This is a genomic window from Streptomyces sp. NPDC102451 (genome assembly GCF_044765485.1).
Classification (GTDB): Bacteria; Actinomycetota; Actinomycetes; order Streptomycetales; family Streptomycetaceae; genus Streptomyces.
The window spans coordinates 90,413-110,865 of sequence record NZ_JBIWKD010000020.1; the positions used below are offsets into that span (position 1 = coordinate 90,413).

Consider the following 20,453-nt stretch of genomic DNA (forward strand, 5'->3'; position numbering starts at 1 on the left):
GCGAGCCCTCTGCGGCCCGCCGCTCAGCGCAGGACGCCCTCCAGGAAGTCGCTGCCCAGGCGGGCCACGACCGTGAGGTCCAGCGAGTGCAGGACGTACCGGCCGCGTCGGCGGGTGGTGACCAGGCCGGCCTTCTTGAGCACCGCCAGGTGGCGGGAGACCTCGGGGGGCGTGATGCCGTTCGAGTCGGCGAGTTCGCCGGTGGTGTACGGGGACCGGGCCAGGTTGCGGCAGAGCCGCATCCGCAGGGGGTGGGCCAGCGCCTCCATCCGGAGCTGGAGCAGCTCGACGGAGGCGGGGGAGGGCAGTTCGGGGCGGTGCACCGGGTAGTGGATCACCGGGCGCCAGCCGGGGGCGTGCAGCACCATCAGATGCGGCCAGCCGAAGCTGGTCGGGATGAGGGTGAGACCGGTGCCCACCGCCGATCCCGTGGCCTCGGTCCGGCCCGTGGTCAGCTTGTCGGCACTGATCCTGCCGGTCTCCTCGTCCAGCGACAGGGCCGCGGAGACCGCGCTCAGGGCCGCGCCGACGCCCTTGCGCCGCAGCACCTCGGTCTTGTGCCGGGCGTCGGCGACCAGCTGGACCTGGACCCGCTGCCACGTGTCGGCGAAGAAGGCGCGGTCGCAGTCCTCGAAGAGCCGCCTGACCCAGCCGCGTACGGAGGCGGGGTCGGCCAGCAGCTGCCGGGTGAAGGCCAGCTGCTTCGGCCCCCGCGCCGCCGCCATGTCGAGCGCGCGGGTCCGCATCCCGGGGTCGGAGAGCGGCGAGGGCGCCCCCGTCCCGTACAGGCTCGCGCAGGTGAACTCCAGGGCGGCCGAGACGAACCGCTCGTCGTCGAGCCTGTCCAGGATGTCCAGGTCATCGGCGAGGTCCGAGCCGGTCCTGCCGTCGCCGCCGCGGACACCGGCGAACGGCATGAAGACGTCGGAGAAGGTGTTCCGCCACAGGAACTCCGCCTCGTGCAGCCGGTCCGCGAGGTCCGGCTCCAGTGCCGCCGAGGTCGCGGTCGCCCAGCCGTGCAGGCCGGGGTGGTGCCCGGGCTCGGAGAGCGCATGGAGGGCGAGCCCCAGCTCGGCGAGGGGGGAGGTCTCGAAAACGATGCGCTCGGGAGGCAGTCCGGCGATGTCGATGTGCACGCTCACCCCTCCATGGTGCGGGGTGCGGGGACGGAGGCCGTCGTCACTTGACGGCGGTCGTCAATCCACGGGCGGGCCCGTCGTGCCGGAGCCACGCTGGATTCATGGACATCGTTCAGCAGCACATGCTCGACAGCTATCGCGCCGCGCAGCACGGCGAGGTGCCGCCCCCGCTGCCCGGCTCGCACGACCGGGACGTCCTGCGCACCCTCCGCAGGCGCATCCGTGCCTGGGCGGCAGCGCACCGGCCGCCCTACTCCTGAGGTGATGCCTCTTCCTGGAGCCGCGCCGCCCCTTCGTGAGGCCGCGCCGCCTCTTCCTGGAGCCGCGCCACGAAATCCGTCACCGCCTGCCGTACGTCGCCGGCCGTCCACTCCAGCCCCGGCGCCGCCACCGTGACCTCGGTGAACGAGAGTCCGGGCGGCCCCGCCGGAGCCGCGAACCAGCGGCGGAAGAGCGTCACGCCCGTCTCCTCGGCCTGCCGCACCGAGGCCTCGTCCAGCACGTCCGAGGCGTACGGCAGCCAGACCTGGAACTGGTGCGTGTGCGGCGGCTCGGGGTGCACCCGGAACCACGGCACCGCCGATCCGGTGAGGCCCTCCGCCAGCGCGCCGGCGACCAGCTTCGCGTGCGCCACGTACGACGGCAGCCTCGGCAGCTCGCGCTCCAGGCCCAGCAGGGCGGAGAGGGCGGCCGGGTACTGCTGGAAGACCTGGCCGCCGTACCGGTGGCGCCAGGTCCTCGCCTCCTCGACCAGGGACTCGGGGCCGGCGAGCACGGCTCCGGACAGCCCGTCCAGGGACTTGTAGAAGGACACGTACACACTGTCGGCGAGCGCCGCGATCTCCGGCAGCCCGCGCCCGAAGTGCGACGTGCACTCCCAGAGGCGCGCCCCGTCCAGATGCACCACCGCGTCCCGCTCCCGGGCGGCGGCCACGACGGCCCGCAGCTCCTCCCAGGAGGGCAGGACGAAGCCGGCGTCGCGCAGCGGCAGCTCCAGCATCAGCGTGCCGAACGGCTCGGGGAAGTCCCGGATCTCGTCCGCCGTGGCCGGCCGGGGCGCGGTCGTCGGGTGCACCGTGCGCAGCCCGCTGACGGAGAGGAGCGCGCCGCGTTCGTGCACCTCCGGGTGGGCGAGGGGGTGGAGTGCCACGGTTGGATCGCCCGTACGCCCCGCCCAGCACCGCAGCGCGACCTGCTGGGCCATCGTCCCGGTCGGGAAGAACGCGGCGGCCTCCATGCCCAGCAGGTCGGCGGTGCGCCGCTCGACCTCGGCGACGACCCCGTCGCCGTACACATCCGTCCACTCGCCGAGGTCGTGGACCGTACCGGCGTCGGCGGCCAGCGCTGCCAGCCGCCCGGCGATCGTGTGGTCCGCCGACATGCGGGCCAGCACCTTTCCGGACCGCTGCCACGCGGTCAGCCTGCGGTGCCGTTGCTTCTGCTCGTCGGTGTCTCCCATGGGACGATCATCACCCGGGCCGCCGGTGCCGCCCAGCCCGGGTTCCCCGTCGCCGAAAGTTATCCACAGGCTGTGGACGGCCGGGGGGTGCGGGCGGAGCGCTGGCGTAGCATGCAGAGGAATCGTCCGGTACCCCCCGCGGACTGGAACGGAAGGCCATCGCCGCGTGAACGCATCAGTTTCCAAGGAATCCCTCGACGCGAGGGACCGCCCCGCCCGTCTCACCGTCGGCGTCGTCGGCGCGGGACGGGTCGGACCCGCCCTGGCCGCCTCGCTGCAGCTCGCCGGGCACCGCCCGGTCGCCGTGTCGGGCGTCTCCGACGCATCCGTGCGCCGAGCCGCCGCGCTGCTCCCCGACGTCCCACTGGTGACCCCCGCCGAGGTCCTCGCACGGGCCGAGCTCGTGCTGCTGACGGTCCCCGACGACGCACTGCCGGGCCTGGTCGAGGGCCTCGCCGTGACCGGCGCCGTACGCCCGGGCCAGCTGCTCGTCCACACCTCCGGGCGGTACGGGACGAAGGTGCTCGACCCCGCCCTGCGGGCCGGCGCCCTCCCGCTCGCCCTGCATCCGGCGATGACCTTCACCGGCAGCTCCGTGGACGTCCAGCGGCTGGCGGGCTGCTCCTTCGGGGTGACCGCCCCGGAGGAGCTCAGACTCGCCGCCGAGGCGCTCGTCATCGAGATGGGCGGCGAGCCCGAATGGATCGCCGAGGAGTCCAGGCCGCTCTACCACGCGGCACTCGCCCTCGGAGCGAACCACCTGGTCACCCTCGTCGCGCAGTCCATGGAACTGCTCCGCGAGGCCGGGGTGGGCGCGCCCGACCGGATGCTCGGCCCGCTGCTCGGGGCCGCGCTCGACAACGCCCTGCGCTCCGGTGACGCGGCGCTGACCGGCCCCGTCGCCCGGGGCGACGCGGGGACGGTGTCCGCGCACATCCGGGAGCTCCGCGCGCACGCGCCGCAGACCGTCGCCGGATATCTCGCCATGGCACGCGCCACGGCCGACCGCGCCCTGGACCACGGCCTGCTCAAGCCGGAGTTCGCGGAGGACCTCCTCGGCGTGCTGGCCGACAGCAGCGCCGCGAACGGCACGAACGGCACGAACGGCACGAACGGCACGAACGGACCGGACGGACCAGCCGGATCCGGACCGGGGGACAAGCGATGAACACCGGGGAAGAAGCGATGAACACCGCACCCGCCACCCTGCTGCGCTCCGCCGCGGAGCTGGACGCCCTCGGCCGGCCCCCGGGGGCACGCCGCGCCGTCGTGATGACGATGGGCGCGCTCCACGACGGCCACGCCACCCTGATCCGTGCCGCACGGGCCGCCACCGGCCCCGACGGCCAGGTCGTGGTCACCGTCTTCGTCAATCCGCTCCAGTTCGGCGAGGCGGCCGACCTGGACCGCTACCCCCGCACCCTGGACGCCGACCTCGCCGTCGCCTCCGGGGCCGGCGCCGACGCGGTCTTCGCGCCCTCCGTGGACGAGGTCTATCCCGGCGGCGATCCACAGGTCAGGATCACCGCGGGCCCCATGGGCGAGCGGCTCGAGGGCTCCGCCCGCCCCGGACACTTCGACGGGATGCTCACCGTCGTGGCCAAGCTCCTGCACCTGACCCGGCCGGACGCCGCGTTCTTCGGGCAGAAGGACGCCCAGCAGCTGGCGCTGGTCCGCCGCATGGTGCGCGACCTCAACTTCGGCATCGACATCGTCGCGGTGCCGACTGTCCGCGACCCCGACGGCCTCGCGCTCTCCAGCCGCAACCGCTTCCTCTCCGCCGAGGAGCGCAGGACCGCGCTGGCCCTGCCCAGGGCCCTGTTCGCCGCCCGCGACCGGCTGGTCGCCCAGCAGACGCTGCACGCCCGCGCCCGGACGGTTCCGGAGCGCGAGGGCCGCGCCGCCGCCCTCAACCGGCTCGGAGAGGCCCGCGCGGCCGCCGACACCCAGGCCGTGGCGCTGGCCAGGCCGACCGTCGCACCCTCCGCGGTGCTGGCCGCTGCCCGGGCGGTCCTGGACGAGGCGGCCGAGGAAGAGGTGCCCCTCGCCCTGGACTACGTCGCACTCGTGGACCCGGCGGACTTCACCGAGCTCCCCGACGACCGCGTCAGCGGCGAGGCGGTCCTCGCCGTCGCGGCGCGGGTGGGGGCCACCCGCCTGATCGACAACATCCCGCTGACCCTCGGAGCGCTCACGTGACCGGAATACGGCTGACCGCCCCCGCCCCCGGCTGGGCCATCGACGCGGACGTCGTCGTGGTCGGCTCCGGCGTGGCCGGTCTCACCACCGCACTGCGCTGCGCCGCGGCGGGCCTGGCGACCGTGGTCGTCACCAAGGCCCGCCTCGACGACGGCTCCACCCGCTGGGCGCAGGGCGGCATCGCCGCCGCGCTCGGCGAGGGCGACACCCCCGAGCAGCACCTCGACGACACTCTGGTCGCCGGGGCCGGCCTCTGCGACGAGGCGGCGGTGCGCGCCCTGGTCACCGAGGGCCCCGACGCCGTGCGCAGGCTGATCGACACCGGTGCCCACTTCGACACCACCGACACCGGCGCGATCGCCCTGACCCGCGAGGGCGGCCACCACCGCCGCCGCATCGCGCACGCGGGGGGCGACGCCACGGGCGCCGAGATCTCCCGCGCCCTGGTCGGGGCGGTCCGCTCGGCCGCCCTGCACACCATCGAGAACGCCCTGGTGCTGGACCTGCTCACGGACGCCGAAGGCCGTACCGAGGGCGTCACCCTGCACGTCATGGGCGAGGGCCAGCACGACGGCGTGGGAGCCGTCCGCGCCCCGGCCGTGGTGCTCGCCACCGGCGGCATGGGCCAGGTCTTCTCCGCCACCACCAACCCGCCGGTCTCCACGGGCGACGGGGTGGCGCTCGCGCTGCGGGCCGGCGCCGAGGTGTCGGACCTCGAATTCGTCCAATTCCATCCGACCGTCCTGTTTCTCGGTGCCGACTCCGAGGGCCAGCAGCCGCTGGTGTCCGAGGCGGTACGGGGCGAGGGCGCCCACCTCGTCGACGCCTCCGGCACCCGCTTCATGCTCGGGCAGCACGAGCTGGCGGAGCTCGCGCCGCGCGACATCGTCGCCAAGGCCATCACCCGCCAGATGCAGCTCCAGGGCACCGAGCACATGTACCTCGACGCCCGGCACTTCGGCGCCGCGATGTGGGAGCAGCGCTTCCCGACGATCCTCGCCGCCTGCCGTGCGCACGGCATCGACCCCGTCACGCAGCCGATCCCGGTGGCACCCGCCGCGCACTACGCCTCGGGCGGCGTGCGCACCGACCTCCGCGGCCGTACGACGGTGCCCGGCCTGTACGCCTGCGGTGAGGTCGCCTGCACGGGTGTGCACGGCGCGAACCGGCTGGCGTCCAACTCCCTCCTGGAGGGGCTGGTCTTCGCCGAGCGCATCGCCGCCGAGATCGCCGGTGCGGCGGACGGGCGGGGGGCCGGTTCCGGTGCCGCCGCACGGCCCGCCCCCGTGGCGGGCCCCGCCCCGGCCCACACCGTCCCGCTGCTCACCGCGGAGTCGCGGACCGCGATCCAGCGGATCATGACCAGGGGCGCCGGGGTGATCCGCTCCGCGGACAGCCTGGCCACCGCGGCCGAGGAGCTGGAGGCGCTCCGGCGGGCCGCGGCCGTCACCGAAGAGGACGGCCCCAAGGACGCCGTACCCGGGGTGGAGGCGTGGGAGGCGACGAACCTGCTCCTCGTCTCGCGGGTCCTGGTCGCCGCGGCCCGGGAGCGCGAGGAGACCCGCGGCTGCCACTGGCGCGAGGACCGCCCCGACCGTGACGACGCCGCCTGGCGCCGCCACCTCGTCGTCCGCGTCACCCCGGACCGGCAGCCCGTCGTCCGCACGACGGACAGTGCCGCGTTCCCGCCCGTACGCCCCGGCGACCCGGCAGACTCCCCCCTGTCCGACAGCCCCCGCACCCAGCCCGCCGACGCCCCCGAGGAGCCGTAACCGTGAGCACGCCCGAAGAGAATCCGCGCCCCACACCTGTGGACGTACCGCTGATCCACATCGGCGCACCCGCCGAGTCCGGTGGTGGCTGCGGCGACGGCTGCGGCTGCGGTGACGGCTACGACCCCGACGGCCTGGAGTGCGGCCTCGACCCCGCCCTGGCCCAGCTCCTGGCGGACGCCGGACTCGACCCGGTGCAGGTCGAGGACATCGCCCACGTCGCGATCGAGGAGGACCTCGACGGTGGCGAGGACGTCACCACCGTGGCGACCGTCCCGGAGGACGCCGTCGCCACCGGTGACTTCACCGCGCGTGAGGCCGGCGTCGTCGCGGGCCTGCGCGTCGCCGAGGCCGTCCTCTCCATCGTCTGTACCGACGAGTTCGAGGTCGAGCGCCACGTCGAGGACGGCGACCGCGTCGCGCCCGGCCAGAAGCTGCTCACGGTGACCACCCGCACCCGTGACCTGCTCACCGGCGAGCGCAGCGCGCTCAACCTGCTGTGCAGGCTCTCCGGCATCGCCACCGCGACCCGCGCCTGGGCCGATGTGCTCGAAGGCACGAAGGCGAAGGTCCGCGACACCCGCAAGACCACCCCGGGGCTGCGCGCGCTGGAGAAGTACGCGGTGCGCTGCGGCGGCGGGGTCAACCACCGCATGTCGCTCGTGGACGCGGCGCTGGTCAAGGACAACCACGTGATCGCGGCAGGCGGCGTCGCCGAGGCGTTCCAGCGGGTCAGGAAGGCGTTCCCGGAGCTCGCGATCGAGGTCGAGGTCGACACCCTGGAGCAGGTCGGCGAGGTCCTCGACGCCGGCGCCGACCTGATCCTGCTGGACAACTTCACCCCGGCCGGGACCGCCGAGGCGGTCGCCCTCGTCGGTGGCCGCGCGGTGCTGGAGTCCTCCGGCCGCCTCACCCTCGACTCGGCCCGCGCCTACGCCGAGGCAGGGGTCGACTACCTGGCCGTCGGCGCACTCACGCACTCCTCGCCGATCCTCGACATCGGCCTGGACTTCCGTGACGCGGCGACCGACGGGGCCGACGCCTGATGCTGCTCACCATCGACGTGGGCAACTCCCACACCGTCCTCGGCCTGTTCGACGGCGAGGAGATCGTCGAGCACTGGCGGATCTCCACCGACGCCCGCCGCACCGCCGACGAGCTCGCCGTCCTGCTCCAGGGGCTGATGGGGATGCACCCGCTGCTCGGGGTCGAGCTCGGCGACGGCATCGAGGGCATCGCGATCTGCTCGACCGTCCCGGCCGTCCTGCACGAGCTCCGCGAGGTCACCCGCCGGTATTACGGCGATGTCCCGGCGGTCCTCGTGGAGCCGGGTGTGAAGACCGGCGTCCCGGTCCTCACGGACAACCCGAAGGAGGTCGGCGCGGACCGCATCATCAACGCGGTCGCCGCCGTCGAGCTCTACGGCGGCCCGGCCATCGTCGTCGACCTGGGCACGGCCACCACCTTCGACGCCGTCTCCGCGCGCGGTGAGTACACGGGCGGGGTGATCGCGCCGGGCATCGAGATCTCCGTGGAGGCGCTCGGGGTGAAGGGCGCCCAGCTCCGCAAGATCGAGCTGGCCCGTCCCCGGAGCGTCATCGGCAAGAACACCGTCGAGGCCATGCAGTCCGGCATCGTGTACGGCTTCGCGGGGCAGATCGACGGGGTGGTCGAGCGCATGAAGAAGGAGCTCGCCACCGACCCCGACGAGGTGACCGTCATCGCGACCGGCGGCCTTGCTCCGATGGTGTTGGGTGAGTCCTCCGTGATCGACGAGCACGAGCCCTGGCTGACGCTCATCGGGCTGCGCCTCGTGTACGAGCGCAACATCGCCCGGATGTAGGGCGCGCCCGCGACCACCTGCGGGAACGACCCGGCGGCGCGGCGTCCGGCGCCGCGCCGCCGAGCAGTTGGTTAAGCCGATTTTGTCCATTTAGCACGTATTGTCGCGTCATGCCCACGCCCTACGGATCACGCGGCGGCATGGCGTTCAGCGCGGACGAGCTCCGGGTGCTCCGACGTGCTCTCGCCAACGCCCTCCACCCCACGCCCCTGCCGGAAGAGGATGTCCAGGACTGCCTGCGCCTCGCGGGCGCCGTGGACGAGGTGGTGAGCGAGGCGGGCCGGTTGCGCGCCTTCCTCCTCGCCGATCTCGCCCGCTACCGCGACGCGCTCCCCGGCTCCCTCAGTGGCTACCTGGAGCTCCTCCAGGACGCCCTCGCGGCCGGCTACGACCCCCGCCCGGACGACCTCGCCGCCCTGCGCGCCCTGCGCGCCGGACCGGTCGCCGCGGCCCTGCTGGAGCGCTGCCAGGTGCTGGCCGAGCGTTCGGTGCGGGCGCGTCTCGCCGGCCGGGCGGCGCCCATGACGGCCCCCGCGCCGCGCAGCCGGCTCCTGGCCCTGCCCGGCGGTCTGTCGGCGGCCAAGGAGCCCGAGCGGCCCCGTACGCCGGCGCGGACCCCGTCGGGGCCCGCCGCGCCGGGGCGGCCCGCGGCCCCGGGCGAGCGCCCGATGCCCAAGCCGTCCGAGGTCTTCCCGCCCCGTCGCCGCCCGGCGCCGGCCCCGCCGCCGCCGGAGGAGCGGGCCGTGTCCTGAGGGTGACCGGCGCGCCCCGGGGGTGCCCGGGAGAGGCCGGAATGCCGGGCTCGCTACCCTGGACGGCATGGACTACGTATCCGCGCTCGTTCCCCCCGTGGTGATGGCCGTCTTCTTCATCGGCCTCGTCAGGACGATCATCAAGAGCCAGGGCGGCCCGAACAAGGCCAAGGAGGACGCCGCCGTGGACGCGGCGCTCGCCCGGGCCGAGTCGGCCCGGCAGGCCCCGAGGCCCGAGGGCGTCTGACCCGGACCCGAGCACGAAGGGCGCACGGCTCCCCCGAGCCGTGCGCCCTTTTTTCGTTCCGGAATTATCCCATTCCAGACATCTAGCACTAAGGTGACGGTGTGCCTCGCCAATTGGGAGAGCTGGAAGACACCGTGATGACACGGGTCTGGCAATGGAACCGCCCGGTCACCGTGCGGGAAGTTCTCGAGGACCTTCAACAGGAACGGTCCATCGCGTACACGACCGTCATGACGGTAATGGACAATCTCCATCAGAAGGGCTGGGTACGCCGGGAAGTGGATGGCCGGGCATATCGATATACGGCCGTCTCCACCCGCGCCGCATACTCGGCCGCACTGATGAACGAAGCCTGGTCGCAGAGCGACAACCCGGCGGCCGCACTGGTCGCGTTCTTCGGCATGATGTCCGCGGAGCAGCGCGAAGCTCTCCGTGATGCGATGCGCGTCGTCTCGCCCACCTTCCCCGAACCGGCCGGGAGCCGTCCCGATGACGGGGACGCGGCCGATGAAGCGCCGCCGGAGAGCGGGAGATAGCGTCGGGGGATGTCCTCAGAGCAGCCGCAAACCGAGCACCGCGACGCGTCGCAAACCGGAGCTCATACCGGGCCGGAAACCGGATCTCCCTCAGATCTTCATACCGGCCCGTCGGTAAATAGACCGGCCATCACGGTCCGCCGCGCCAGGACGAGCGACGTGGCGTCCGTCCGCGGCCTCCTCGACGGCTACGTCTCCGAAGGCATCCTGCTCGACAAAGCGACGGTCACGCTTTACGAGGACATCCAGGAGTTCTGGGTCGCCGAACGCGACGAGGACGCCCGTGTCATCGGCTGCGGCGCACTCCATGTGATGTGGGAAGACCTCGCCGAAGTCCGTACTCTCGCCGTCGACCACGCCATCAAGGGCGCCGGAGTCGGACACCAGGTCCTGGACAAGCTCCTGCAGACCGCGCGCTGGCTCGGTGTCCGCCGGGTTTTCTGTCTCACGTTCGAAGTCGACTTCTTCGCCTCGCACGGCTTCACCGAGATCGGAGAGACGCCGGTCGACGGAGATGTCTACAGCGAGCTGCTGCGTTCCTATGACGAGGGTGTCGCCGAGTTCCTGGGTCTCGAACGAGTGAAGCCGAACACCTTGGGCAACAGCCGGATGCTTCTGCACCTGTGAACGGCGGAAGACGCCGGAACCCTATGTCCGAATCGCGCATGTTTCCCGTGCTCTTGCGCTCCTGAACCTCTCCCAGGGGTTTGTGTTTTCCGGGGAAAAGCGGTTTCCTTTCCGCGTACTGCATTTTCGATGAAAGGAAATCCGGTGGCACAGAAGGTTCAGGTCCTTCTTGTTGATGACCTCGACGGTGGCGAGGCGGACGAGACCGTCACGTTCGCTCTGGATGGCAAGACGTACGAGATCGACCTCACCACGAGCAACGCGGACAAGCTCCGTGGTCTTCTCGAGCCGTACACCAAGAGTGGGCGCCGCACCGGCGGCCGCGCCGCGACCGGCCGTGGCAAGGGCCGCGCCGTCACCGGTGGCAACAAGGACACCGCCGAGATCCGTCGGTGGGCGCGCGAGAACGGCCACAACGTGAATGACCGCGGCCGCGTTCCCGCCGAGATCCGTGAGGCCTACGAGAAGGCGAACGGCTGACCTGTCGGCCGATGGGCCCACAGGTGTGTCCGGGCGTGAGCGAGCCTGGCCCGGTGGCATTCAGTCGCCGCCGCGTCCACGAGTCGTACGAGATCGGGAGCATCCCCACCCCTGCTCCCGAGGCCGCCGAGGGCCGGGAGTGAAGGTTCCACCTCCTGGCGCGATCCGGGGGGCCGCAGCCAGACCGCGGCCCCCGGCGGGCCCGCCGCCCCGCCCGGCGGTGCCGGGGCCGTGATGTGCCCGCCGGCACCGAGGGCGGACAGGTCGAGAGTGATGCCGCCCCACTCCAGCCAGTCGAGCAGACCGGGCAGCTCGTCCGCGCTGCCGGCCGCCACCAGGAGCCGCATCCGCTGCCCGGCCAGCGCCACCGGGCCGGTGCGCCCGACCCGGCGCAGCGCCGCGTGACCTGCCGCGGCGGGCAGCTCCAGGACGTCGAAGCGCAGCCCTGTCAGCAGCCGTACCGGCGCGGTGCCCGTCGTGGCCCAGTCGAGTTCGCGCGCGTACCACTGCGCGCGGTCGGGCTCCGGCGACGAGCGGGGAGGCGGGACGAGGGAAGCCATGTCCGATGAACCGCCGAACCGGCCCCGGAGTTACGCACTGCTCATGATCGATTGCCCTGCGTGCTCGTTCCGGGGGTGTGCGGAAGCCTTCGGCAGCGCGTCGTTGTTCGCCCGTAGCGGAGTAAACGGGGGTGCGCCGCATGGACTGTCAGTGAGTGCGGGTAAGACATCCCTAGTGGGAAGGGGCGACACGCGGGCAAAAACGTCTCACGTTCGCCATCGGCGTACTGGCGAAAGGGCTATCTGCCTGGCCTGCGGGAACATCGTCTCGCACCATCGGGTTGGAGCAGTTGTCGGCGTTCGGGGCAGGAGATCCCCCCGGGAAGCAGGCCGGGTGTCGGCAGTTGAAATGAGCGGTCCCCGCTTGCGGGACTAAGCTGCGGAAGGACAGGGAGGGGACCGACCCCTTACTGCCTGACCGCTCTGAGGAGCGATTAACGATGTTCGAGAGGTTCACCGACCGCGCGCGGCGGGTTGTCGTCCTGGCTCAGGAAGAAGCCCGGATGCTCAACCACAACTACATCGGCACCGAGCACATCCTCCTGGGCCTGATCCACGAGGGTGAGGGTGTCGCCGCTAAGGCCCTGGAGAGCCTCGGGATTTCGCTCGAGGCGGTCCGCCAGCAGGTGGAGGAGATCATCGGTCAGGGCCAGCAGGCCCCGTCCGGGCACATCCCCTTCACTCCCCGGGCCAAGAAGGTCCTGGAGCTGTCGCTCCGTGAGGCACTTCAGCTCGGCCACAACTACATCGGCACGGAGCACATCCTGCTCGGCCTGATCCGCGAGGGCGAGGGCGTCGCGGCCCAGGTCCTCGTGAAGCTGGGCGCCGACCTGAACCGGGTGCGGCAGCAGGTCATCCAGCTGCTCTCCGGGTACTCGGGAGGCAAGGAGGCTGCCACAGCGGGCGGCCCCGCCGAGGGCACGCCCTCCACGTCCCTGGTGCTCGACCAGTTCGGCCGGAATCTCACCCAGGCCGCTCGTGAGTCCAAGCTCGACCCGGTCATCGGGCGCGAGAAGGAGATCGAGCGGGTCATGCAGGTGCTGTCTCGCCGTACCAAGAACAACCCGGTTCTCATCGGCGAGCCCGGCGTCGGCAAGACGGCGGTCGTCGAGGGCCTGGCCCAGGCCATCGTCAAGGGCGAGGTGCCCGAGACCCTCAAGGACAAGCACCTTTACACCCTGGACCTCGGCGCCCTGGTGGCGGGCTCCCGCTACCGAGGTGACTTCGAGGAGCGCCTGAAGAAGGTCCTCAAGGAGATCCGCACCCGCGGCGACATCATCCTGTTCATCGACGAGCTCCACACCCTGGTGGGTGCGGGTGCCGCCGAGGGCGCGATCGACGCCGCGAGCATCCTCAAGCCCATGCTGGCGCGAGGCGAGCTCCAGACCATCGGCGCCACGACGCTCGACGAGTACCGCAAGCACCTGGAGAAGGACGCCGCGCTCGAGCGCCGCTTCCAGCCCATCCAGGTCGCGGAGCCGTCGCTGCCGCACACCATCGAGATCCTCAAGGGTCTGCGCGACCGTTACGAGGCCCACCACCGGGTCTCCATCACGGACGAGGCGCTGGTCCAGGCCGCCACCCTGGCCGACCGCTACATCTCGGACCGCTTCCTGCCGGACAAGGCGATCGACCTGATCGACGAGGCCGGTTCCCGGATGCGCATCCGCCGGATGACCGCGCCGCCGGACCTCCGCGAGTTCGACGAGAAGATCGCGGGCGTCCGCCGCGACAAGGAGTCGGCGATCGACTCCCAGGACTTCGAGAAGGCAGCTTCGCTCCGCGACAAGGAGAAGCAGCTGCTGGCGGCGAAGACCAAGCGGGAGAAGGAGTGGAAGGCCGGCGACATGGACGTCGTCGCCGAGGTCGACGGCGAGCTCATCGCCGAGGTCCTGGCGACCGCCACCGGCATCCCGGTCTTCAAGCTGACCGAGGAGGAGTCCTCGCGTCTGCTGCGCATGGAGGACGAGCTCCACAAGCGCGTCATCGGCCAGAAGGACGCCATCAAGGCCCTCTCGCAGGCGATCCGCCGTACGCGAGCGGGTCTGAAGGACCCGAAGCGCCCCGGTGGCTCGTTCATCTTCGCCGGCCCGTCCGGTGTCGGTAAGACGGAGCTCTCCAAGACGCTCGCCGAATTCCTCTTCGGCGACGAGGACGCGCTGATCTCCCTCGACATGTCGGAGTTCAGCGAGAAGCACACGGTTTCCCGTCTCTTCGGTTCGCCCCCCGGTTACGTGGGCTACGAAGAGGGCGGCCAGCTCACCGAGAAGGTGCGCCGCAAGCCGTTCTCCGTCGTCCTCTTCGACGAGGTCGAGAAGGCCCACCCCGATATCTTCAATTCCCTGCTCCAGATTCTGGAGGACGGTCGTCTGACCGACTCCCAGGGCCGGGTCGTGGACTTCAAGAACACGGTCATCATCATGACGACCAACCTCGGGACCAGGGACATCTCGAAGGGCTTCAACCTGGGCTTCGCCGCCCAGGGTGACGTCAAGACGAACTACGAGCGGATGAAGGTCAAGGTCAACGACGAGCTCAAGCAGCACTTCCGGCCTGAGTTCCTCAACCGTGTCGATGACACGGTGGTCTTCCACCAGCTCACCGAGGAAGACATCATCCAGATCGTCGACCTGATGGTCGCCAAGGTGGATGAGCGTCTGAAGGACCGCGACATGGGCATCGAGCTCAGTGCCGAGGCCAAGTCGCTCCTCGCGAAGAAGGGCTACGACCCCGTGATGGGCGCCCGGCCGCTGCGCCGGACGATCCAGCGCGAGATCGAGGACATCCTCTCCGAGAAGATCCTCTTCGGCGAGCTGCGTCCCGGTCACATCGTGGTCGTGGGCACCGAGGGCGAAGGGGACGAGAAGAAGTTCTCGTTCCGTGGCGAGGAGAAGTCGGCGCTGCCCGACGTCCCGCCGATCGAGCAGGCGGCGGGCGGCGGCCCGAACCTGACGAAGGAGGCGTAGGGCGCGTAGCGCCTGAGCGTCTACAGGGGCTGCCCCGGACCGGTTTCGGTCCGGGGCAGCCCCTTTTTCAGGCTTGCGTCTGCTCGCGGTCCTCCTGCGGCACCTCGTCGAGTCCGTCTGCCGGCAGCAGCGGCCGCTTGCCCGCCCGCCAGGACGCCCGGACGGCCTCGTACCGGAGGCCGCGGGGGAGGCGCCCCACGGGCCTTCTCGTGGCGGAGCCGTGAAGCCGGCCTTGTGCGTGCGGCCGCTGGACCGTGCGGTGCCGTCGGCCATCTGTTCACCGGGGCGCTGAGCGTGTGCCGGACAGCGCCGTGAACCCGGGGGGCCGAAGGTCCCGAAACGGGCAGGCTTCCGGCCCACCGGCGGTGACAAGGCGCACAGGCCCTTGGAGGCCTACTAACCGCTTTAGGAGAAGTGGGGGTGGGAGGCCGAGGGACCTTCGGCCTGCCCCTGGGGAGCCTTTTGGTGTTTGGGTGAATATGACCGGATTGCTGCCCCATGTCCTGGAAGGGCGCCTTGGGAACTGGGGTTAAACCAGGTGCGCGAAAAATATCCGGAAGATCGTCCGCTGTCGCCGCGCGGGTGGCCGCGATGAATTCCCACCCCCTCGGCTACGGCTTTTGATCGTAGATGGGGTGTTTGAGTGTTCCGGGGGGCCCGGGTTACCAAGGTGGAGCAAGCCCGGTCGACGCCGGGTCCAGTTACCCCGGAGGTTCTCCCCGCATGTCGAAGCGCGTTACGTTCCAGCACTCCCGCCGCCCGTCCATGTCCCGCGTCAGTGGCGCCGTCGTGGCCGCCGGCCTGGGTGCGTCGATGGTGTTCGGTGCGGGCGCGGCGTTCGCGTCCGGCACGACGGGCACCGCGGACACCGCGGCCCTCGCCGGCGCGGCCACCGCTGACTCCGTCGCCCAGCAGGCGACCGCCCAGAGCAAGGCCGCCGCCAAGGCGAAGGCCGACAAGACCGAGAAGGCCGACGCCAAGAAGAAGGCGGCCGCGAAGAAGAAGGCCGCGGCCAAGAAGAAGGCCGCCTCGTGGGAGGCCCCGGTCAGCCACTACGAGCTGAGCGCCACCTACGGCACCGGCGGTGACCGCTGGGCCCACAAGCACTCCGGTCAGGACTTCGCCGTGCCGATCGGCACCAAGGTCGAGGCCGCGCACACCGGTCGCGTCGTCAAGGCCGGCCCCAACGGTGGCGGCGACGGTCCCGCGTACGGCAACGCCATCGTGATCAAGCACGCCAACGGCAAGTACTCGCAGTACGCGCACCTGTCGAAGATCGAGGTCAACGTCGGCGACCGTGTGAAGACGGGCGACGAGATCGCCAAGTCCGGCAACACCGGTAACTCCAGCGGTCCGCACCTGCACTTCGAGATCCGGAACTCGCCCGACTACGGTTCCGCGCTCGACCCGGTCTCGTACCTGAAGTCCGTGCACGTCAAGGTCTGACGCGCACCACCCCGTAGCCGCTAAGCGGCGGGCCCCGGGTCATGGGCCTTGGTCACCAGTTCGATGGCGACCTCGAGAGCAGCCTTGCGCTTCTCGTCGGGGTCGCCTTCGGCGTCTCTGAGGGCCATCATCCCGGCGTGCATCGCGAAGAGGGCGGTGAAGCAGCGCACCTGGTCGGTGAGCGGGGCGTCGGGTTCCTTGATCAGGTCCACCAGGGCGACGACCCGGTGCTTCATGGTGTGGCCGATGCTCAGCTCGCGCACCGTCGCCTGGTTCTCCTGCATGAAGACGAAGAGCGGAGCCGCCGCCTTGAGCGCCTCGCTGTAGCGGACCAGGATCTCCTTCTTCGTCTCCAGGGTGCGCGGCTGTCCCTGGCCCCAGGCGACGATCTCCTCGACGGGCCTGTTCAGGTCCTCGAAGATGCTGACGAGGATGTCTTCCTTGGTCTTGAAGTGGTAGTACAGCGCCGCCTTGGTGACCTGCAGCTGCTCGGCGATCTCGCGGAGCGAGGTCTTCTCGTACCCCTGTTCGGCGAAGAGCTCCAGGGCGACGTCCTGAATGCGCTGGCGGGTGTTGCCCCGGCGCGGCTGCGGCGTGCTGCCCATGCGACTCTCCCAAGAACTTACTTGACGCCCGGCTAGTTACGGGTCTACTTTCCTCAGTGTAGCCAACTAGCCGGGCGGCAAGTAAGTGCCGGATCGGCGGCAGACCGGGCATCAGGGGATCAGGGGAGCGGACGGCATGACAGAACTCAAGAAAGCGACGGCGGACGGGAAAGCGGAACCACCGGCACGCAGCGTCCGGGTGGTGGTGCTCGCGCTGATGATCGCGATGCTGCTCGCCATGCTCGACAACCTGATCGTCGGCACCGCGATGCCCACCATCGTCGGCGACCTGGGCGGCCTGGAGCACCTGTCCTGGGTGGTCACGGCCTACACCCTCGCCACCGCGGCCTCCACCCCCATCTGGGGCAAGCTCGGCGACATGTACGGCCGCAAGAGCATCTTCCTCACGTCCATCGTGATCTTCCTGATCGGCTCGGTGCTGAGCGGAATGTCCCAGGACATGGGGCAGCTCATCGGATTCCGGGCGATCCAGGGTCTCGGCGCGGGTGGTCTGATGGTCGGCGTCATGGCCATCATCGGCGACCTGGTCCCGCCCCGGGAGCGCGGTAAGTACCAGGGCATGATGGCCGGTGTGATGGCCATCGCCATGATCGGCGGACCGCTGGTCGGCGGCACCATCACCGACCACCTGGGCTGGCGCTGGAGCTTCTACATCAACCTGCCGCTCGGTGCCGTCGCGCTGGCCATGGTCACCGCCGTGCTCCACCTGCCCCGCAAGGAGCGTACGAAGGCGAAGGTCGACTACCTCGGCGCCGCACTCCTCACCGTCGGCATCACCGCGATCGTGCTGGTCACCACCTGGGGCGGTACGGAGTACGCCTGGGGCTCGGCCGTGATCATGGAGCTCATCGCCCTCGGCGTCGCCTCCCTGGTCGGCTTCCTCTTCGTCGAGACGAAGGCCGCCGAACCGATCGTGCCGCTGCACATCTTCCGCAACCGCAACTTCACCCTCATGTCCGTGGTCGGCTTCATGGCGGGCTTCGTGATGTTCGGCGCGGTGCTCTTCCTGCCGCTGTTCCAGCAGTCGGTCCAGGGGGCCTCCGCGACCAACTCCGGTCTGCTGCTCCTGCCCATGCTCCTCGCGATGATGATCGTCTCGCTGGTCGCCGGCCGGATCACCACCAGCACCGGCAAGTACAAGGTCTTCCCGATCGTGGGCAGCGTCCTGATGGTCGCCGGCCTGTTCCTGCTCGCCGCCATGGACACCGGCACCACGCGCCTGACGTCCGGCATCTACATGGCGGTGCTCGGTGCGGGCATGGGCTTCCTGATGCAGATCACGATGCTCGTCGCCCAGAACAGCGTCGAGCTGAAGGACATGGGCGTCGCCTCGTCCACGACCACCCTCTTCCGCACGCTCGGCAGCTCCTTCGGCGTCGCGATCATGGGCGCGCTGTTCACCGGCCGGGTGCAGGACGAGATGATGGCACGCGGCGGTGGCGGGGCCACCGAGAGGTCCGCCCAGCTGGACGCGGCGAGCCTGGCGAAGCTGCCGGTCCCGGTCCGTGAGGCGTACGAGTACGCGGTGGCCTCCGGCACCCACATCGCCTTCCTGGTGGGCGGCTCGGTCGCGATCGTGGCCCTGGTGGCGGCCCTGTTCGTCAAGGAGGTCCCGCTCCGCGGCTCGGCGAAGCCGGAGGCGTCCGCCTCGGACGACGACGGAACGGCGTCCGCCGGGCACGAGGCCGCCAAGCAGTCGCAGAACGCCTGAGCACCCCCCGACGAGGGCGGGCCCCGGAGACGTCCGATCTCCGGGGCCCGCTCTTTTGCTCAGCCCGTTCCCGGCTGCCGCAGGACGGGGAAGCTTCCGGTGTTCGTCGGCGCGTGCTCGGGCAGCCACAGCACGGCGACCGCCCCGCCCGGGTCCGTCGCCCCGAGGGGCCCGGCGTTGCGGAACGTCAGCCTGGCCCCCAGCACCCGTGCCTGTCCCGCCGCGATGGTCAGCCCCAGACCGTGGCCGCGCACCGACCTGTCGCTGCTCCCGGTACGGAACCGGCTCGGCCCCTCCCGCAGCAGCGCCTCGGGGAAACCGGGCCCGTGGTCGCGGACCCGTACGACCCGGCCCTCGACCGTGACCTCGACCGGGCCGGCCCCGTGCTTGGCGGCGTTCCCCAGCAGATTGCCCAGGATGCGCTCCAGCCGCCGCGGATCCGTGGACACCCAGGACTCGTGCACCACCCGCACCGGGATCTCCGGATCCAGCAGCCGGACCCGCCGGCCGACGAACTCGCCGAGCTGGAGCTCCTGCAGTTCGGCCCGCTCCGATGCGCTGTCCAGCCGGGCCACCTCCAGGACGTCCTCGACCAGCGTCCGCATCGCCTGGGCCCGGTCCCGTACGAGCTCCGTGGGGCGCCCGGGGGGAAGCAGCTCGGCCGCGGTGAGCAGCCCGGTGACCGGGGTGCGCAGCTCATGGGCGATGTCGGCGGTGACCCTGCGCTCCGCCTCGATCCGCTCGTTCAGCGCGTCCGTGAGCGCGTCCACGGCCCGGGCCAGCTCGTCGGTCTCGTCCCGTACGACGCCGCCGACGGCCTCCCGTACGCGCACCTCCGTGTTGCCCTGCGCGACCTTGCCGGCCGCCGCTGCCGCCTTGCGCAGCCTCCGGGACAGCTGGCCGCCGATCAGCACGCCCAGTGCGCAGCCGCCGAAGACGACCGAGACCGAGCCGATGATCAGGGCCCTGTCCAGGTCGCCCATGACCGTGGCGCTGCGGTCGGCGAAGCGGGTGTGCAGGGACAGGACGTCGCCGTTGGCCAGCGGCACGGCCGCCCAGACGTCCGGCACCCCGTCCCCGTACTCGTCGACATGGGTGGCGCGCCGGTCGTCCCGTATCCGGCTGCGCAGGCTCGACGGCAGCGCCGGGTCGTTGATCTTGGCGCCGAACTTCGGCGACGGCTTCTTCGTGTTCCCCGCCTCGTACAGCCGCTGGGCGAACAGCAGCCGCTCCAGCTGCACCTCGCGCGCGTTCTCCAGCATCGAGACGCGTGCCGCGTTGTGGACGACGAGGCTCAGGGCCAGCGCGACGAGCGCGCCGACCGCGGCGATCGCGATGCTGATCTTCCAGCGGACACCGGTCCGCAGCGCCAGCCGCCTCATGCGCGCAGCTTGTAGCCGAAGCCGCGGACCGTCTCGATCCGGTCCTGCCCGATCTTGATGCGCAGCCGCTGCACATGGACGTCGACGACACGGGTGTCCCCGCCCCAGCCGTAGTCCCAGACCCGCTCCAGGAGCCTGTCCCGGGAGAGGACGGTGCCGGGCGCCGAGGAGAACTCCAGCAGCAGCCGCATCTCCGTCGGGGTCAGACCCACGTGCGAGCCCCCTCGGCGTACCTCCATGCCCTCCGTGTCGATCTCCACGTCGCCGAAGACCAGCACACCGCTCGCCTCGTCGTCGGCGCCGCCGGGCCCGTCGGGCGTCCCGCCCGCACCTGCGGCGTGGCCGAAGCGCCGCAGCACGGCGCGGATCCGGGCGACGAGGACCGCCCCGTCGAACGGCTTGGTGACGTAGTCGTCGGCGCCCGCCTCCAGGCCGAGCACCACGTCGATCGCGTCGGCCCGCGCCGACAGCATGATCACGGGCACGGTCGACTCGTCGCGGATGCGCCGGCACAGGCTGACCCCGTCCAGGCCCGGCACCATCACATCGAGCAGCGCGATGTCCGGACGGTCGGCGCGGAAGGCCTCCAGGCCCAGCAGGCCGTCGGGCACCGCGGTGACCGTGAAGCCGACCCGCTCCAGCGCGAGCTGGGTGGCCTCACGGATGACGTCGTCGTCCTCGACGAAGAGGACATGGGTCTCGGCCATG

At 71.3% G+C, this 20,453-nt stretch carries 21 protein-coding genes; 14 read left to right on the forward strand and 7 right to left on the reverse strand.

Features of this window, described 5'->3' with window-relative positions; genetic code table 11:
* Positions 1 to 23 precede the first annotated feature (23 nt).
* A complete protein-coding gene (locus tag ACIRD8_RS31995; RefSeq protein WP_403999446.1) occupies positions 24 to 1,136 on the reverse strand; it encodes a DUF5937 family protein in 1,113 nt (370 codons plus the stop codon).
* Between the two features lie 104 nt (positions 1,137 to 1,240).
* Here ACIRD8_RS31995 and ACIRD8_RS32000 point away from each other — a divergent pair, with 104 nt between their 5' ends.
* Positions 1,241 to 1,399 carry a hypothetical protein gene (locus ACIRD8_RS32000; RefSeq protein WP_403999348.1) on the forward strand — a complete coding sequence of 53 codons (159 nt, stop codon included), beginning with the start codon at positions 1,241 to 1,243 and terminating at the stop codon, positions 1,397 to 1,399.
* Here the strand turns inward: ACIRD8_RS32000 and ACIRD8_RS32005 are convergent.
* Positions 1,390 to 2,598, reverse strand: a complete 1,209-nt coding sequence (locus tag ACIRD8_RS32005; protein ID WP_403999351.1) for a threonine aldolase family protein — start codon at positions 2,596 to 2,598, stop codon at positions 1,390 to 1,392. The genes ACIRD8_RS32000 and ACIRD8_RS32005 overlap by 10 nt on opposite strands.
* A gap of 166 nt (positions 2,599 to 2,764) precedes the next feature.
* Between ACIRD8_RS32005 and ACIRD8_RS32010 the strand changes: the two genes are divergently transcribed.
* The 10 genes from ACIRD8_RS32010 to ACIRD8_RS32055 all read left to right on the forward strand — a co-directional run bounded on the left by ACIRD8_RS32010 (position 2,765) and on the right by ACIRD8_RS32055 (position 11,054).
* On the forward strand, positions 2,765 to 3,766 hold the full coding sequence (locus ACIRD8_RS32010) for a Rossmann-like and DUF2520 domain-containing protein (RefSeq protein WP_403999352.1): 1,002 nt from the start codon (positions 2,765 to 2,767) through the stop codon (positions 3,764 to 3,766).
* Positions 3,767 to 3,783: 17 nt separating this feature from the next.
* On the forward strand, positions 3,784 to 4,797 hold the full coding sequence (panC, locus tag ACIRD8_RS32015; protein ID WP_403999355.1) for a pantoate--beta-alanine ligase: 1,014 nt from the start codon (positions 3,784 to 3,786) through the stop codon (positions 4,795 to 4,797).
* Positions 4,794 to 6,569, forward strand: a complete 1,776-nt coding sequence (locus ACIRD8_RS32020; protein WP_403999358.1) for an L-aspartate oxidase — start codon at positions 4,794 to 4,796, stop codon at positions 6,567 to 6,569. Before panC ends, ACIRD8_RS32020 begins: the two co-directional genes overlap by 4 nt.
* A 2-nt stretch (positions 6,570 to 6,571) precedes the next feature.
* Positions 6,572 to 7,615, forward strand: coding sequence for a carboxylating nicotinate-nucleotide diphosphorylase (gene nadC, locus ACIRD8_RS32025; protein WP_403999361.1), 1,044 nt, complete (start codon positions 6,572 to 6,574; stop codon positions 7,613 to 7,615).
* Positions 7,615 to 8,412, forward strand: coding sequence for a type III pantothenate kinase (locus ACIRD8_RS32030; protein ID WP_403999364.1), 798 nt, complete (start codon positions 7,615 to 7,617; stop codon positions 8,410 to 8,412). The genes nadC and ACIRD8_RS32030 overlap by 1 nt, the downstream gene beginning before the upstream one ends.
* Before the next feature lie 140 nt (positions 8,413 to 8,552).
* Positions 8,553 to 9,164, forward strand: a complete 612-nt coding sequence (locus ACIRD8_RS32035; RefSeq protein ID WP_403999449.1) for a hypothetical protein — start codon at positions 8,553 to 8,555, stop codon at positions 9,162 to 9,164.
* A 67-nt stretch (positions 9,165 to 9,231) separates the two neighbouring features.
* Entirely contained in the window at positions 9,232 to 9,411 is a 180-nt protein-coding gene (locus ACIRD8_RS32040; protein ID WP_099173596.1) for a hypothetical protein, read from the forward strand.
* Between the two features lie 101 nt (positions 9,412 to 9,512).
* On the forward strand, positions 9,513 to 9,947 hold the full coding sequence (locus ACIRD8_RS32045; RefSeq protein WP_403999367.1) for a BlaI/MecI/CopY family transcriptional regulator: 435 nt from the start codon (positions 9,513 to 9,515) through the stop codon (positions 9,945 to 9,947).
* Between the two features lie 129 nt (positions 9,948 to 10,076).
* On the forward strand, positions 10,077 to 10,574 hold the full coding sequence (locus ACIRD8_RS32050) for an amino-acid N-acetyltransferase (RefSeq protein WP_099173671.1): 498 nt from the start codon (positions 10,077 to 10,079) through the stop codon (positions 10,572 to 10,574).
* 144 nt (positions 10,575 to 10,718) lie between these two features.
* Positions 10,719 to 11,054 (forward strand): Lsr2 family protein, encoded by a 336-nt coding sequence (locus tag ACIRD8_RS32055; RefSeq protein WP_099173598.1) that lies wholly within the window; start codon positions 10,719 to 10,721, stop codon positions 11,052 to 11,054.
* On the opposite strand, the gene ACIRD8_RS32060 is transcribed toward ACIRD8_RS32055, so the two are convergent.
* Positions 11,033 to 11,614: an SCO3374 family protein gene (locus tag ACIRD8_RS32060; protein WP_403999370.1), complete on the reverse strand. Its 582-nt coding sequence runs from the start codon at positions 11,612 to 11,614 to the stop codon at positions 11,033 to 11,035. The two genes, ACIRD8_RS32055 and ACIRD8_RS32060, sit on opposite strands and share 22 nt — an antisense overlap.
* Before the next feature lie 440 nt (positions 11,615 to 12,054).
* Between ACIRD8_RS32060 and ACIRD8_RS32065 the strand changes: the two genes are divergently transcribed.
* Positions 12,055 to 14,580: an ATP-dependent Clp protease ATP-binding subunit gene (locus ACIRD8_RS32065; RefSeq protein WP_099173600.1), complete on the forward strand. Its 2,526-nt coding sequence runs from the start codon at positions 12,055 to 12,057 to the stop codon at positions 14,578 to 14,580.
* Between the two features lie 67 nt (positions 14,581 to 14,647).
* On the opposite strand, the gene ACIRD8_RS32070 is transcribed toward ACIRD8_RS32065, so the two are convergent.
* The gene (locus ACIRD8_RS32070) at positions 14,648 to 14,779 is read right to left on the reverse strand and encodes a hypothetical protein (protein WP_403999372.1); all 132 of its coding nucleotides are present in this window, start codon (positions 14,777 to 14,779) and stop codon (positions 14,648 to 14,650) included.
* 524 nt (positions 14,780 to 15,303) lie between these two features.
* Between ACIRD8_RS32070 and ACIRD8_RS32075 the strand changes: the two genes are divergently transcribed.
* Positions 15,304 to 16,026, forward strand: a complete 723-nt coding sequence (locus ACIRD8_RS32075) for a M23 family metallopeptidase (RefSeq protein WP_403999375.1) — start codon at positions 15,304 to 15,306, stop codon at positions 16,024 to 16,026.
* A gap of 20 nt (positions 16,027 to 16,046) precedes the next feature.
* Here the strand turns inward: ACIRD8_RS32075 and ACIRD8_RS32080 are convergent, their stop codons facing one another.
* Positions 16,047 to 16,631, reverse strand: coding sequence for a TetR/AcrR family transcriptional regulator (locus ACIRD8_RS32080; RefSeq protein WP_403999378.1), 585 nt, complete (start codon positions 16,629 to 16,631; stop codon positions 16,047 to 16,049).
* A gap of 136 nt (positions 16,632 to 16,767) precedes the next feature.
* Here ACIRD8_RS32080 and ACIRD8_RS32085 point away from each other — a divergent pair, with 136 nt between their 5' ends.
* The gene (locus tag ACIRD8_RS32085; RefSeq protein WP_403999381.1) at positions 16,768 to 18,363 is read left to right on the forward strand and encodes an MDR family MFS transporter; all 1,596 of its coding nucleotides are present in this window, start codon (positions 16,768 to 16,770) and stop codon (positions 18,361 to 18,363) included.
* A gap of 59 nt (positions 18,364 to 18,422) precedes the next feature.
* Here ACIRD8_RS32085 and cseC read toward each other — a convergent pair whose 3' ends face one another.
* On the reverse strand, positions 18,423 to 19,745 hold the full coding sequence (gene cseC / locus ACIRD8_RS32090; RefSeq protein WP_403999383.1) for a two-component system sensor histidine kinase CseC: 1,323 nt from the start codon (positions 19,743 to 19,745) through the stop codon (positions 18,423 to 18,425).
* Positions 19,742 to 20,452: a two-component system response regulator CseB gene (gene cseB / locus ACIRD8_RS32095; protein ID WP_403999386.1), complete on the reverse strand. Its 711-nt coding sequence runs from the start codon at positions 20,450 to 20,452 to the stop codon at positions 19,742 to 19,744. The genes cseC and cseB overlap by 4 nt, the downstream gene beginning before the upstream one ends.
* Position 20,453: the final 1 nt, after the last annotated feature.

What these genes read in the sequence shown, in the direction of transcription:
- ACIRD8_RS32000 (WP_403999348.1), top strand. Translation starts at nt 1,241, where the DNA reads ATGGACATCGTTCAGCAGCACATGCTCGACAGCTATCGCGCCGCGCAG.
- ACIRD8_RS32005 (WP_403999351.1), bottom strand. Translation starts at nt 2,598, where the DNA reads ATGGGAGACACCGACGAGCAGAAGCAACGGCACCGCAGGCTGACCGCG.
- panC (WP_403999355.1), top strand. Translation starts at nt 3,784, where the DNA reads ATGAACACCGCACCCGCCACCCTGCTGCGCTCCGCCGCGGAGCTGGAC.
- ACIRD8_RS32030 (WP_403999364.1), top strand. Translation starts at nt 7,615, where the DNA reads ATGCTGCTCACCATCGACGTGGGCAACTCCCACACCGTCCTCGGCCTG.
- ACIRD8_RS32035 (WP_403999449.1), top strand. Translation starts at nt 8,553, where the DNA reads ATGGCGTTCAGCGCGGACGAGCTCCGGGTGCTCCGACGTGCTCTCGCC.
- ACIRD8_RS32040 (WP_099173596.1), top strand. Translation starts at nt 9,232, where the DNA reads ATGGACTACGTATCCGCGCTCGTTCCCCCCGTGGTGATGGCCGTCTTC.
- ACIRD8_RS32060 (WP_403999370.1), bottom strand. Translation starts at nt 11,614, where the DNA reads ATGGCTTCCCTCGTCCCGCCTCCCCGCTCGTCGCCGGAGCCCGACCGC.
- ACIRD8_RS32065 (WP_099173600.1), top strand. Translation starts at nt 12,055, where the DNA reads ATGTTCGAGAGGTTCACCGACCGCGCGCGGCGGGTTGTCGTCCTGGCT.
- ACIRD8_RS32075 (WP_403999375.1), top strand. Translation starts at nt 15,304, where the DNA reads ATGTCGAAGCGCGTTACGTTCCAGCACTCCCGCCGCCCGTCCATGTCC.
- ACIRD8_RS32080 (WP_403999378.1), bottom strand. Translation starts at nt 16,631, where the DNA reads ATGGGCAGCACGCCGCAGCCGCGCCGGGGCAACACCCGCCAGCGCATT.
- ACIRD8_RS32085 (WP_403999381.1), top strand. Translation starts at nt 16,768, where the DNA reads ATGACAGAACTCAAGAAAGCGACGGCGGACGGGAAAGCGGAACCACCG.
- cseC (WP_403999383.1), bottom strand. Translation starts at nt 19,745, where the DNA reads ATGAGGCGGCTGGCGCTGCGGACCGGTGTCCGCTGGAAGATCAGCATC.
- cseB (WP_403999386.1), bottom strand. Translation starts at nt 20,452, where the DNA reads ATGGCCGAGACCCATGTCCTCTTCGTCGAGGACGACGACGTCATCCGT.